Here is a 12,075-nt window from a genome sequence, read left to right as displayed (position 1 = left end):
ACGGCGGCGGCTACCACCACGGCGGCGGCTACCACCACGGCGGCGGCTACCACCACGGCGGCGGCTACCACCACGGCGGCGGCTACCACCACGGCCGCCACTGACTGATCTACCGGGGGTGGCCTCGCCGTAGCGGGCGGGGCCACCCGGTGGTCCGGGGTTGAGAAAAATGAGCGCACGCCACGCCAAGCACGCGTCCGACACGCCGACGACGCGATTGACCACCGTCACCGATCTGCTGGTGGCCTCAGACCTCCGGCCGGAAGCGCCGGGGATGAGCCTGACCAACATCTTTCGCCGCTTCTGGCCCGAGACCCGTCCGTTTCGGGGTCGGGTGTGGCTGAGTCTGCTGTTCGTCGTGGTGGGTCCGTTGTTGAGCGCCGCGACGATCTACCTGCTCAAGATCCTGATCGACGACGTGCTCCAGCCGCACGACTTCCATCTCTTCCCGGAGGTCGCAGGCGCCTACCTCGTACTGACCGTGGTCGGCGGCGTCATCTCGTTCTTCGACGAGTACCTAGCGGCCTACATCGGCGAGCGGCTCATCTTCAACCTGCGGAGCAAGGTGTTCGGTCACCTGCACCGTCAGTCGTCGGCCTTCTTCGACCGCAACGAGCTGGGCGACATCCTCTCCCGGCTGACCGGTGACATCACGGCGATCGAGCTTCTCATCCTCTCCGGGCTGGGCACGGCGCTGACCTATGTGTTCGAGCTCGCATTCTTCGTCGCTGCGCTGTTCTACCTCGACTGGCGCCTCGCCATCGCCTCGCTGATCGCCGCGCCGGGCTTCCTCCTCATCGCCCGCTCCTTCTCGAGCCGGATCAAGTCGGCGTCCGGGGAGAAGCGGCGCAAGACCGGCTCGATCACCTCGGTCGCCGAGGAGAGCTTCAGCAACGCCTCGCTGGTGCGCGCCTACGACCGGTGGGACGACGAGCAGCACCGGTTCGACAAGGAGAACCTCGCGAGCTTCCGCGCCCAGATGCGTGCCACCCGCCTGCAGGCCTTGTTCTCGCCGCTGACCGACCTGCTCGAGGTGGTCGGCGTCCTGCTGGTGGTGGGGTTCGCCGTGTGGGAGCTCTCCAACAACAACATCACGCTCGGCGGCGTGCTGGCCTTCGTCGCCTACCTCACCCAGCTCTACGGGCCGATCCAGGGCATCGGCAACCTGACCAACGAGCTGTTCTCCGCCAGCGCGGGGGCCGAGCGGGTGATCGAGCTCCTCGACCTGAAACCCGCTGTCGACGAGCCCGCCGAGCCCGAACCGCTGGAGCGCGCCGCCGGCGAGCTTCGGGTGAGCAACCTCTCCTTCCACTACCCGGACACGGACAAGCCCGCGTTGTCCGACATCGACTTCACCGTCGAGCAGGGGCAACGCATCGCGCTGGTCGGTCCGAGCGGAGCCGGCAAGTCGACCCTGGCGAAGTTGATCCTGCGGTTCTTCGACCCCGATTCGGGATCCATCACGCTCGACGGTCACAACCTGCGCGACCTGGCTCTGGCCGACCTCAAACGCAACGTCACCCCGGTATTGCAGGAGACGCTCGTCTTCGACGGCACGATCCGCGACAACATTCTCTGGGGCCGGCCGGACGCGACCGAGGAAGAGGTCATCGAGGCCGCCACCGCAGCCGACGCCAACTCCTTCATCAACCAGCTGCCCAAGGGCTACGACACCCGCATCGGACAGCGCGGCCGGCTGCTCTCCGGTGGCCAGCGCCAGCGGATCGCCATCGCCCGAGCGATGATCCGCAACCCTCCGGTGCTGCTGCTCGACGAGCCCACCACCGGCCTCGACGCCGAGTCGACCCGGCGCATCCTCGTGCCGCTGCGCCGGCTCATGGCCGGCCGCACCACGATCGTCATCTCGCACAACCTGCTCACCGTGACCGACGCCGACCGGATCCTGTACCTGGAGAAGGGCCGCATCACCGCGGCAGGCACCCACACCGAGCTGCTCACCACGAGCCCCGGTTACGCCGAGCTCTACCGGCTGCACGCGGCGCCCGCCAAACCGCGGCCGACCCCTCGGCCGCGAGAGTCTCCCGAGGCGAACGGTGCGGTGCTGAGCTCCAAGCCGAGCTAGGCGCGGACGGGGCCGGCGACGAGTTCTGCCGAACGGCCCCGCGGGGCAGCCCTGCTCCGTACCGTCCGCCCCATGGACGGAGATCAGTGGCTCGCCTCCTACCGGGAGCGGCTGCAGGAGTTCGGGGCCAGGGCCACGCAGGCGCAGCGGGCGCTGGCGGGGGTCTCGGCCAGTGCGACGAGCCGGGACGGCGCAGTCACCGTCACGGTCGACCCGGCCGGTGCGATGCAGCGGCTGGTGCTGTCCGAGCGCACCGAGACCATGACCAGGGTGCAGCTCGCCGCGGCCGTGGTGGCCACTGCCCGTGAGGCCCGGGCCGAGGCCGCTCGGCGGGCCACTGCTGCCGTCGCTCCGCTGATCGGGCCCGAGGCCACGGAGATCCTGCGGTCCCACCTGCCGGACGGTGAGCGATGACCGGCGGGTTCGAGGTCGACGACGTGGCGCTCCACACCCACGCCACGCAGGTCGACGCACTCGCCGCCCGGATGCGCGCGGTCGCAGCCGCCGCCCGGCCGCTCGACCTCAGCGCTTACGGGCAGATCGGGCAGGTCTTCGCCGGCGCCGCGAGCGAGGCAACTCGGGCCGGATCGCTCGTCGTCGGGAGCCTGGCCGAGCAGGCCTGGGCGATCGCCGACGGGGTGCGCGCCACGTCCGAGGCCTACCGAGCCGTCGAACGCCACACCACCACCGGCTTCGGGGAGGCGCGATGACCGAGATCCCCACCGGCGACTCCCTCGTCGCGGAGCGCGAGCCCACCCCTGATCTGGAGGGCGCGGGGGTCGTCTCGAGCTGGGCGGACGTCGCCGACGCCGTGGGAAAGCCTGCCCCTGACGGTATGGAGATCGCCTGGGCGGCCGCGGGCGCGGGCCTCGACACCCTGGGCGCCATCGCCGACCCGTTCGGCGCGCTGATGTCGTCGAGCATCGGATGGCTGATCGAACACGTCTGGTTCCTGCGCGAGCCGCTCGACGCGCTGGCGGGCGACCCCCTGCAGGTCACCGCCCAGGCACAGACCTGGAGCAACATCGCCGGTGAACTTCGCGCGGTGGCCGCCGACCACACCGCGGCGCAGGTGCCGGGCTGGGCAGGTCCCGCAGGTGAGGCCTACCGGGGCGCGGTGGGCCGATACACGGGCGCGGTCGTCGACGTGGCCGCGACGGCCGACCAGCTCGCGCAGCTCGTGCTCGGCTCGGGAGCGGCCGTCGGCACCGTCCGCGCCCTGGTCCGCGACCTCATCGCCGACTTCCTCATCTGGGTTGCACGCACCGCGCTCGCCGCGCTGGCGGCCGCGACCGTCACGCTGGCCGGGTCCACCGCCGCCGCGATCACCGCGGTTGCGCTGGAGGCCTACCGCCTCGCCCGCACGATCGCCGAGCGCATCTCCTCATTGCTCGACGCACTGTCGGACGCCGCCACCACGGCAGGCGCGCTCGTTGCCGGGATGCGCCACACGGCAGCCGATGCACGAGCCGGAGCTCACTACATGCAGGAGCCGCTCGGACAGGTTCCCGCCGCGGAGGTGGTGGAGGCGGGCAAGCAGTTCTCCAGCACGGCGCTCGAGAACCCATCGCCGCAGCAGCCCTCGCGATGACCTCGGCGTCCCGAAATCGGGTGAACCACCCAGGCCCGACACACGTGTCCTTTGACGTGTCGGCCAGCCCCGAACTGGTCGCCTGATCGAGGAGCTCCCCGTGCACCTACCCCGATTCCTCCCCATCGCCGCACTCACCGCCGCCACCCTGGCGCTCAGCGCGTGCGGCGCAGACGCCGGCGACGGCTACACGTCGGACCCCGCTCCCCTGTCCGCCCCGTCGGCCCAGCCGCCCTCGGACGGCGGTTCCGGTGCCCCCGCCCCCGCGGCTGCCCCCGCCGAGGGGGGCGCGGTGCTGATAGCTCGCGACACTCCCGCGCTCGGCACGATCGTCACGGACGGCCAGGGCTACGCGCTCTACCGCTTCGACCAGGACAAAGCGAAGCCCCCGACGGCCACGTGCGAAGGCGAGTGCGCGGCGAAGTGGCCGCCGATCATCGTCGACCCGGAAGGAAAGCTCTCGCTCACGGGCGTCGACCAGTCTCTGATCGGCATGGTCCAGCGCTCCGACGGCACGAGCCAGCTCACGCTCGGCGGTTGGGCGCTCTACCGCTACTCCGGCGACACTCCGGGCACGACGAAGGGCCAGGCGATCGGCAACACGTGGTTCGCGGCCACCCCGGAGGGCAAGAAAGCTCCGGCCACACCGTGATACCCACACGGGCCGCCGCGCGGTGCGGGGGCAGGATGGGCCCATGGCACAGGTGACAGCCCGGGCAGAACGCACGATCGACGCTCCCGCGGAGCGTGTGCGAGCGGCGCTGGCGGACTACGAGACGGTCCGGCCGTCGATCCTCACGGAGCATTACGGCGACTACCGCGTGGAGGCCGGCGGCACCGGGGCCGGCAGCCGCGTGCACTGGACCCTGCAGGCGACGAAGAGCCGCGTGCGTGACCAGTTGGTGGAGGTCAGCGTCCCGGCCGAGGACCGCATCGTCGAGCGCGACACGAACTCCAGCATGGTCACCACGTGGACGGTCACGCCGGCAGGCGCCGGCCGCTCCGTGGTGTCGGTGGAGACCACGTGGAACGGCGCGAGCGGGATCGGCGGCTTCTTCGAGCGGACGTTCGCCCCGAAGGGCCTCCAGCGGATCCACGACGGGGTGCTGTCCAACCTCGTGGGCGTCGTCCGTTCCTGAGGTCGGCCCCTGATCCGGTCCGTTGTCAGCTCGACCCGGTCGGGACGGTCGAGCCACGGCGGCGTGCAGCGCTGCGTGCGCAGCCGCAGTGCGCATGCGCTGCACGTCTACGGCATCAGCCCTGCAGCAGCGGTGCCTTGCGGGCACCGAACATGACGAACCCTGACACGAAGGTGCCGACCGCGCCGACCATGAGCGCGGCATGGCCCCAGTTCGAGCCGCTAGCCAGCATTCCCGTGACGATCGCGCCGGCCACGATCGCGCCGGGCTGGGACAGAGCGTTGAGGAATGCGGTGCCTGTGGCCCGGCACGTCGTGTCGTAGCACTCACCCATGTAGAACAGCAGCGCCGCGTACGGCCCGATCAGGAAGAACAATCCGAGCGAGTAGAGGATCACGACGCTGATCGTGCCGTCGGCGACGGTCAGCATCAGCGCGAAGAGGATTCCCGAGATGATCCATCCGAACGCGATGACGTTGCGCCGACCCAGCCGGTCGCCGAGAAATCCGTGCGTCACATAGCCGACGTAGCCCACGGCGTTCGCCACGATGAGCAGCACCAGCGAGTTGGTGAAACTGACGTGCTTGCCCTCGGTGAGCACCGTGGTCCCGAGCACGCTGAAAAGCTGGATGCCGAACCAGTTGATGAACCAGGCGAGGCCGAGCACCAGCGTGTTGCGCAGCGCCTGTCCCTTGAAGATCGCTGTCAACGGTGCGGCGGGCCGCTCGTCGACACCGTAGGAACGCGCCAGTTCGGTGGCCTCGGCGTGCCTGCCGCGCTTGCGCAGAGCGCGCAGCTGCAGCTCGAGCTCGAACTGCGGGCTCTCGCGCAGACCGCGCCGCATCAGCGCGATGAGCACGGCCGGGAACACGGCGAGGAGGAAGCAGCCGCGCCAGCCGATCGTCGGCAGGAAGATCGCGACCCAGGCCGAGGCCAGGAGCACGCCGAGCGGCCAGCCGCCCTGCACGAGGCTGTAGATCAGGCCGCGTCGCCTCTTGATCGCCTCGTCGTCGGTGACGGCGTAGATCTCGTTGAGGTAGGTGGCGTTGACCGCCTGCTCGGACAGTCCGAGTCCACCGAGGGATCGGACGCCGATGAGGTAGGCGGCGCTCGGTGTCACGGCCGAGAGTGCCGACGCCACCGCGGTACCCGAGACGGTGAGGATCATCCCCTTGCGGCGCCCGATGCGGTCGGTGATGGGCCCGACGGCCAGAGCGATGACCGCGGTGGTGACCGAGACCAGGGTGGAAATGAACGACGCCGTGGCGTCGTCCCATCCGAAACTGCTGGAGATCTGCGGCAGCAGCGTGCCGAACATGATGTAGTCGAACACGGCGAAAAGCCAGGCGAAGAAGGCGATGGTGGTCGCCTTTCGAGTGGCTCGAACACCCACCCGTGAAAAGGTTCGGTATGGCTGCGGCGTACTTGTCTCCGGTACAGCGGACATGACGGTGCCCTCTTCGAAATAGAACGGAAACAGGGGAGCAGTACCAGGGCCGCGCGAAACGGCTCAGATGATCGTCGTCGATCTCATCGACCCTCGCCCTGCGATGGTCATGGTGAACGAGCAGGCGAAGAGACCGCGGGCGATGTCGCTTGGCGAGTCCTCGCCGCCGCACGCACCGAGCCGGGCCACCACCGCGCCGACATCGACGTCAAAAGCGACAAAGATTTGCTTGGGCACCAACCGGTCCTCTCGAGTTCTCCTCGGCGGCAGCCGACACACACTGGCCACTAGAGGCTCAGATAACGCTGCAGTCCGGACCGGACGATGTCAATGCACCCTGTCGTTACGGTCATGAAAACCGCACGACCCTTCCCCGTTGAACGATTGGCGTTTTCGGGCGATAAGTCCGGACGAGAATGCCGCTCGTTCCATCTGTGCGCCCGCCCCGCCGGAACCGGAGGACGACCAGGATGGCGCCGACCGCTCACACCCGCCAGCATGACGGGCGGCGGGTGATCACCCGTCCCGACGAGAGGAGCGGCCATCACTCCACACAGCGAGACCGGCATCGTCGCCGTGGCGGGCGAGGCGCTCGTCGACCTCGTCCCGGCCCCCGCGAACGGCTACTTCGAAGTGGCACCGGGCGGCAGCCCGGCCAACGTCGCCGTCGCGCTGTCGCGGCTGGGTGTGCCCGCGCGGCTACTCGCCCGCATCGCGGACGACATGCTCGGCCGCCGGATCCGCGAGCACCTCACCGTCAACGGAGTCGAGCTCGACCATGCGGTGCACGCCCGCGAGCAGACGTCGATGGCGATGGTGGCCGTCGACGCCGACGGAGGGCCGAGCTACGACTTCCGGATCACCGGTACCGCCGACTGGCAGTGGACACCGGAGGAGCTGGCCGGGGCGCTCGACGGGCCGGTCGTCGCACTGCACTCCGGTTCGCTGGCCCTGACCACCCCACCCGGCGCCGCCGTCCTGCGCGACCTGCTCACCCGCGCCGCGCCCACCGCCACGATCAGCTACGACCCCAACTGCCGCCCCCTGCTCATGGGCGATCCCGCCGAGGTGCTCGCCGGTGCGCACGAAATGCTCGCGGTGGCCGACGTGGTCAAGGTGAGCAGCGAGGATCTCGAGTGGCTCGTCCCCGGCTCGACGCCGGAGGCCGTGCTGGAGGACTGGCTCGGCCGCGGGCCCGCGATCGTCGCCGTCACCCTCGGCGGCGAGGGCGCGCTGGCCGGCACCGCCACGGGCGTGCGCACGCGCCGGCCAGGCGTGGCCGTGCCCGTCGTCGACACCGTGGGCGCCGGCGACACGTTCTCCGCCGCCCTGCTCGCCGGCCTGCACCGGAGGCACCTGCTCGGTGCGGCCGCGCGCCCCGGCCTGCGGGTCGTCGACGCCGAGACGCTGGACGCCCTGCTCGACGAGGCCGGCACGGCCGCGGCCATCACCTGCTCCCGGCGCGGAGCCGACCCACCCACCGCCGACGACCTGCCGGCCCGCCGCCCCTGATCGCCGGTCTCAGCCGCGACATGGACACATATCGCGCAAAGAAACCGCGCACGTTCCGCGACACGTGTCCATGTCGCCGACGGCTCGCAGGTCAGCGGGTGCGTGTCAGGAGACGATCGAGCGGGTGGGTGTTCAGCACGCGGTCCGCCGGAACGTCGCAGGCGGCGGCGCGTTCGCACCCGTTGCGGAGCCAGTCGAGCTGCCCCGGCGCATGGGCGTCGGTGTCGATCGTGAACGAGCAGCCCGCCTCCACCGCCAGCCGGAGAAGCCGCTTCGGCGGATCCAGCCGCTCGGGCCGGGAGTTCACCTCCACCGCGACGCCGTACTCCGCGCAGGCGGCGAACACCTCATCGGCGTCGAACTGCGACTCCGGGCGCTTGCGGTTGCCCGTGACCATCCGGCCCGTACAGTGCCCCAGCACGTCGACGCGCGGGTTCGCGACGGCCGTCAGCATCCGCTCGGTCATCTCGGCACGGGGCATCCGCAGCTTCGAGTGCACCGACGCGACCACGACGTCCAGCTCGGCGAGCAGGTCATCGTCCTGGTCGAGCGAGCCGTCCTCGTTGATGTCGACCTCGATCCCCGTGAGCACACGGAAACCGTCGCCCAGCTCCGCGTTGAGGTCGGCGATCTGCCTGATCTGGGCGCGCAGGCGATCGGCGGACAGCCCGTTCGCGACGGTCAGCCGCGGCGAGTGATCCGTGATCACCATGTACTCGTGGCCCAATTCCTGCGCCGTCTGCACCATCTCCCGCAGCGGGGAGCCGCCGTCGGACGCGTCGGTGTGGGTGTGGCAGTCGCCCCGGATCGCCGACCGCAGTGCCGTGGCGGCCTCGTCGAGCGGAGGGAGTTCCGCCTCCTCCAGCTTGCGCAGGTAGTCGGGCTCCTCCCCCGCGACCGACTCCGTCACGCAGCGCGCGGTGACCTCACCCACGCCTTTCAGCCGCACCAGCTCGCCCGTGCGGACCAAGCTCACGATCTCGTCGGCGTCGCGCCTGTCCAGCACCCCAGCCGCCGTGCGGAACGCCCGCACGCGGTAGGTCGACTCGTGCGCCCGCTCCAGCAGGAAGGCGATCCGGCGTAGGTCGGCAACGGCGTCCCGAGCTTCGTTCACGACGGCGATGGTGCCACGGGGACTCCGCCAGGACGGCGAACCGGACGCCCGCCGGGCGCAGGAAGCCACGTGCTCCGAGCCGGATGACCCGCGCACGAGAACGGGCGATGCGCGGGAAGTCCCGCGGGTCGCCCGTTCCGTGTGTGAGCCGGGCCGGGACTCAGCGGAGCCAGCGGCGGTTGCGGCGCTTCCAAGCCTGCGCCCACAGCGCCGGGAGGTCGCGCTCGATCTCCTCGGCACGGGCGGCGTCGCGCCCGTAGAGCAGTCCGAAACTGAAGCCGTTCTCCCCCGCCGGGTGCGCCAGCGTGCCCAGCTCGCGCAGCGTCTCGCGGGCGACCACGGTGTCCTGGTGCTCTCCGAGCGCCGACTGGAAGCCCTTGAGCTCCTTCGCGAACTGCTTCGCGTCCGTCCCGACGGCCGGCGTGGCCACCTCCGTGGCGTACCGGAGGCGCTTCCCGGCCTTGCGAGCGCTGTGCACCGCGACGTCCCGCTCGGACTCCTCGGCCGTCGGGTCGTGGGCGATCTTCACCGCATCCTCCAACCGCTTGGCGGTGCGGGCCACCAGCTTGGGCATCTCCTTGCGTGCGGGACGGGCGGCTCGCTTCGTCAGCGGGGGCCGCTCCATCAGCGCGTCGATGGCCGAGCGCAGCTCGGCGTGACGCTCGCTGTCGAGCTCGGTGAGCACAGCGGCGTTGGCCTCCGCCTCGGCCCGGGCGAAGTACCGCGTCATCTGCGCCTGCGCGGGGCCGAGCCGCAACTCCGCCGGGAGCGCGGCGAGCCCGTCCGAGATCCGCTCGTGCAGCACCTCGGCGTCACGGGCGGGGGCGAGCGCGCGGCCCAGCTCACGCAAGCCGTCGACGATCGGGTCCGTGCGCTGACGGTCGAGCAGCTTGCGGTAGGCCTGCAGGGCGCTGCGCATGCGGCGGGATGCGACGCGCATCTGGTGCACGGAATCCGGTCCGCCGCGGCGCACGCGCAGCTCCTCGGCCGCCAGCCGGTCGGCCTGGGCAGCGAGGTACTCCAGCAGCACCGCCCCGGCCGAGCCGCGCTTGCCGGCCTTCACCGGACGAGCCTTCGGGGCCGGTCGAAGCAGGCGGTCCAACTCCTCGTCGGGCGCGGTCCCGGCGTGCCGCAGCCCGCTCTCGGTGAACCGTTTCTGCAGTTCGGTGAGGAGGGAGTCGTCGGCGGCGGCGCCGCGCAGCTCGACCTCGGTCCAGGCCTCCACCTCGGTGGCCCTGCCCAGGGTGGCGAGGGTGACCTCGTCGTGCACCACCACCGCGAGCGGGCGGTCGCCCTCGCCGTAGAGACGCGCTTCGGTGCGCACCCGCCGGATCCGGCCGGCGGGCCGGACAGCACGATCACGCGCGGCCCCGCGGATCAGCTCCGCGAGCTCGCCCGGCACGGCGGGAGCGACCCCGGCGTCGGAGGCGAGCGGGACACGCAGGTCCTCGGCAGGGCCGCCGTCGGGGAGGTGGAGGTGCCACTGCGGCGGGCCGTCCGGCGTCCGGCGCAGGGTCAGGGTGATGCCGGCTGCCGCAAGTCGGCGGTCGTCGGTGTCGTAGCGCTCGGACTCGAGCACCTGTTGGGGGAGGACCACGTCGCGACGGACCCCCGGGAGAGCGGCGAGGCGGGGGACTCCCGATCCTGCAGGTCCACGGTAGATCCGGTCCGAGGTGCGGGTCGTCGTCTCAGTCATCCGATCAGTGTGCCCGCGTCGGCGCGTCGAGATGCAATCTCGCGGATCCTGCGGCCCACTTCACCCGACCGACGCAACGTCATCGCGGCAGCCGGGCCTTCACCACCTTTCCCATGTCGTTCCGGGGAAGAGCGTCGGTGAACCGGACTTCCCTCGGGCGCTTGTGCGGCGCCAGCAACCTGGCGACGTGATCGACCAGATCGCGCTCGGCCGGTGGCGGACCCGCGGCTACGACGAACGCCACGATCCGCTCGCCCAGGTCGTCATCGGGCACTCCGATGACCGCCACCTCGGCCACCCCCGAGTGCTCCAGCAGCGCGTTCTCGATCTCGCCCGCACCGATCTTGTAGCCACCCGACTTGATCAGGTCGGTGGCGCTGCGCCCCACCAGGGCGAGCACTCCGCTCTCCGTCCAGCGCCCGATGTCGCCGGTGACGAACCAGCCGTCGGGGGTGTGCGCAGCGGCTGTGGCGTCGGGGCGGTTGAGGTAGCCGTCGAAGAGCCCCGGGCCACGCACCTCGACGGAACCGAGGCCGTCGGCCTGCTCCCCGGCCAGCGGGGCGAGCCGCACCTCGGTGCCCCGCAACGGACGACCCACCGCACCGGGCTCCGGCTCGTCCTCGGCACGGGCGGCGGTGAGGATCAACGTCTCGGTGAGCCCGTAGCGCTCGCGGACCGCGAGCCCGGTGGCCCGGTGCAGCCGTGCGTGGTCGACGGCGGTGAGTGCCGCCGAACCCGACACCAGGATCCGGGCGCGGCCGATCGCCTCGCCCGCGGCCGAGTCCGACTCGAGCTGGTCGGCGAGCCGGTGGTACTGCGTCGGCACGCCGAAGACCATCGACGCGCCCGCCTCGACCAGCGTCCGGGCGTCGAGCGTGCCGATGTGGTGCAGGCTCCCGCCGCGGCGAAGCGGCCCGATCACCCCGAGCACCAGCCCGTGCACGTGGAAGAGCGGAAGCGCGTGCACGAGGTGGTCCTCGCCCGTCCACGCCCAGGCGTCGGCCAGCGCGTCGAGGTTGGAGGCGACGGCGCCGCGGGACAGCACGGCTCCCTTGGGCGGCCCGGTCGTGCCGGAGGTGTAGATGACCAGCGCGGGCTCGCTCGCCGGTGGCTCGTCGCCGGGCACCGGCGCCAAGGCAGCCAGGTCGACGTCGTGCCGGGGAACCGAGGCCAGCGGCCCGGGGAGCTCCGCACCGGGAGCCGCCAGCACGAGCTCGGGTGCCGCGTCGGCGAGGACGTGCCCGAGCTCCCGCTCCCCCAGCTTCGGGTTCAGCGGCACGGCCGTGACGCCGGCGAGCAGCGCCGCGGTGATCCCGACCGCCGTGTGCAGCGTCGGAGTGGCGTGAACGGCCACCCGCCGCCGGCCGTCGAGCGCCGCGGCCAGCGCGCCGGCCGCACCCGCGAGCTGCGGGTAGCTCAGCGCGAGGCTCGTGTCACCCACCCCGAAGCGCAACGCGGGACGGTCCTGCGGATCATGAAGGGTGGGGAGCAGA

12 protein-coding genes are annotated in these 12,075 nt (G+C 71.4%); 7 read left to right on the top strand and 5 right to left on the bottom strand.

Annotated features, from left to right (window positions below; all coding sequences use genetic code 11):
• The first annotated feature begins 169 nt into the window (after positions 1-169).
• The 6 genes from MMF94_RS06665 to MMF94_RS06640 all read left to right on the top strand — a co-directional run bounded on the left by MMF94_RS06665 (position 170) and on the right by MMF94_RS06640 (position 4,813).
• Positions 170-2,083 (top strand): ABC transporter ATP-binding protein, encoded by a 1,914-nt coding sequence (locus MMF94_RS06665; protein WP_241035377.1) that lies wholly within the window; start codon positions 170-172, stop codon positions 2,081-2,083.
• Positions 2,084-2,155: 72 nt separating this feature from the next.
• The gene (locus tag MMF94_RS06660) at positions 2,156-2,497 is read left to right on the top strand and encodes a YbaB/EbfC family nucleoid-associated protein (RefSeq protein WP_241035376.1); all 342 of its coding nucleotides are present in this window, start codon (positions 2,156-2,158) and stop codon (positions 2,495-2,497) included.
• Positions 2,494-2,793, top strand: a complete 300-nt coding sequence (locus tag MMF94_RS06655; RefSeq protein ID WP_241035375.1) for a type VII secretion target — start codon at positions 2,494-2,496, stop codon at positions 2,791-2,793. The genes MMF94_RS06660 and MMF94_RS06655 overlap by 4 nt, the downstream gene beginning before the upstream one ends.
• A complete protein-coding gene (locus MMF94_RS06650; RefSeq protein WP_241035374.1) occupies positions 2,790-3,674 on the top strand; it encodes a WXG100 family type VII secretion target in 885 nt (294 codons plus the stop codon). The genes MMF94_RS06655 and MMF94_RS06650 overlap by 4 nt, the downstream gene beginning before the upstream one ends.
• Before the next feature lie 100 nt (positions 3,675-3,774).
• On the top strand, positions 3,775-4,326 hold the full coding sequence (locus MMF94_RS06645; RefSeq protein ID WP_241035373.1) for a hypothetical protein: 552 nt from the start codon (positions 3,775-3,777) through the stop codon (positions 4,324-4,326).
• Between the two features lie 43 nt (positions 4,327-4,369).
• The gene (locus tag MMF94_RS06640; protein WP_241035372.1) at positions 4,370-4,813 is read left to right on the top strand and encodes an SRPBCC family protein; all 444 of its coding nucleotides are present in this window, start codon (positions 4,370-4,372) and stop codon (positions 4,811-4,813) included.
• A 115-nt stretch (positions 4,814-4,928) separates the two neighbouring features.
• Here the strand turns inward: MMF94_RS06640 and MMF94_RS06635 are convergent, their stop codons facing one another.
• Both MMF94_RS06635 and MMF94_RS06630 read right to left on the bottom strand, forming a co-directional pair.
• Positions 4,929-6,260: an MFS transporter gene (locus MMF94_RS06635; RefSeq protein WP_241035371.1), complete on the bottom strand. Its 1,332-nt coding sequence runs from the start codon at positions 6,258-6,260 to the stop codon at positions 4,929-4,931.
• A 63-nt stretch (positions 6,261-6,323) separates the two neighbouring features.
• Positions 6,324-6,497: a hypothetical protein gene (locus tag MMF94_RS06630; RefSeq protein WP_241035370.1), complete on the bottom strand. Its 174-nt coding sequence runs from the start codon at positions 6,495-6,497 to the stop codon at positions 6,324-6,326.
• 339 nt (positions 6,498-6,836) lie between these two features.
• Here MMF94_RS06630 and MMF94_RS06625 point away from each other — a divergent pair, with 339 nt between their 5' ends.
• The gene (locus MMF94_RS06625; RefSeq protein ID WP_241035369.1) at positions 6,837-7,772 is read left to right on the top strand and encodes a carbohydrate kinase family protein; all 936 of its coding nucleotides are present in this window, start codon (positions 6,837-6,839) and stop codon (positions 7,770-7,772) included.
• Positions 7,773-7,863: 91 nt separating this feature from the next.
• Here the strand turns inward: MMF94_RS06625 and MMF94_RS06620 are convergent, their stop codons facing one another.
• The 3 genes from MMF94_RS06620 to MMF94_RS06610 form a co-directional block, all read right to left on the bottom strand.
• A complete protein-coding gene (locus MMF94_RS06620) occupies positions 7,864-8,886 on the bottom strand; it encodes a PHP domain-containing protein (RefSeq protein ID WP_241035368.1) in 1,023 nt (340 codons plus the stop codon).
• Between the two features lie 160 nt (positions 8,887-9,046).
• Positions 9,047-10,582: a CYTH and CHAD domain-containing protein gene (locus MMF94_RS06615; protein WP_241035367.1), complete on the bottom strand. Its 1,536-nt coding sequence runs from the start codon at positions 10,580-10,582 to the stop codon at positions 9,047-9,049.
• Between the two features lie 79 nt (positions 10,583-10,661).
• Positions 10,662-12,074, bottom strand: coding sequence for an AMP-binding protein (locus tag MMF94_RS06610; RefSeq protein ID WP_379660284.1), 1,413 nt, complete (start codon positions 12,072-12,074; stop codon positions 10,662-10,664).
• Between the last annotated feature and the right edge of the window lies 1 nt (position 12,075).

It is taken from the genome of Pseudonocardia alaniniphila (assembly GCF_022524485.1).
Classification (GTDB): domain Bacteria; phylum Actinomycetota; class Actinomycetes; order Mycobacteriales; family Pseudonocardiaceae; genus Pseudonocardia; species Pseudonocardia alaniniphila.
This window is presented reverse-complemented; position numbering and strand designations above follow the sequence as displayed.

Coding starts and splice junctions, on each gene's coding strand:
- MMF94_RS06655 (WP_241035375.1), top strand. CDS start 2,494: ATGACCGGCGGGTTCGAGGTCGACGACGTGGCGCTCCACACCCACGCC.
- MMF94_RS06635 (WP_241035371.1), bottom strand. CDS start 6,260: ATGTCCGCTGTACCGGAGACAAGTACGCCGCAGCCATACCGAACCTTT.
- MMF94_RS06650 (WP_241035374.1), top strand. CDS start 2,790: ATGACCGAGATCCCCACCGGCGACTCCCTCGTCGCGGAGCGCGAGCCC.
- MMF94_RS06640 (WP_241035372.1), top strand. CDS start 4,370: ATGGCACAGGTGACAGCCCGGGCAGAACGCACGATCGACGCTCCCGCG.
- MMF94_RS06665 (WP_241035377.1), top strand. CDS start 170: ATGAGCGCACGCCACGCCAAGCACGCGTCCGACACGCCGACGACGCGA.
- MMF94_RS06660 (WP_241035376.1), top strand. CDS start 2,156: ATGGACGGAGATCAGTGGCTCGCCTCCTACCGGGAGCGGCTGCAGGAG.
- MMF94_RS06615 (WP_241035367.1), bottom strand. CDS start 10,582: ATGACTGAGACGACGACCCGCACCTCGGACCGGATCTACCGTGGACCT.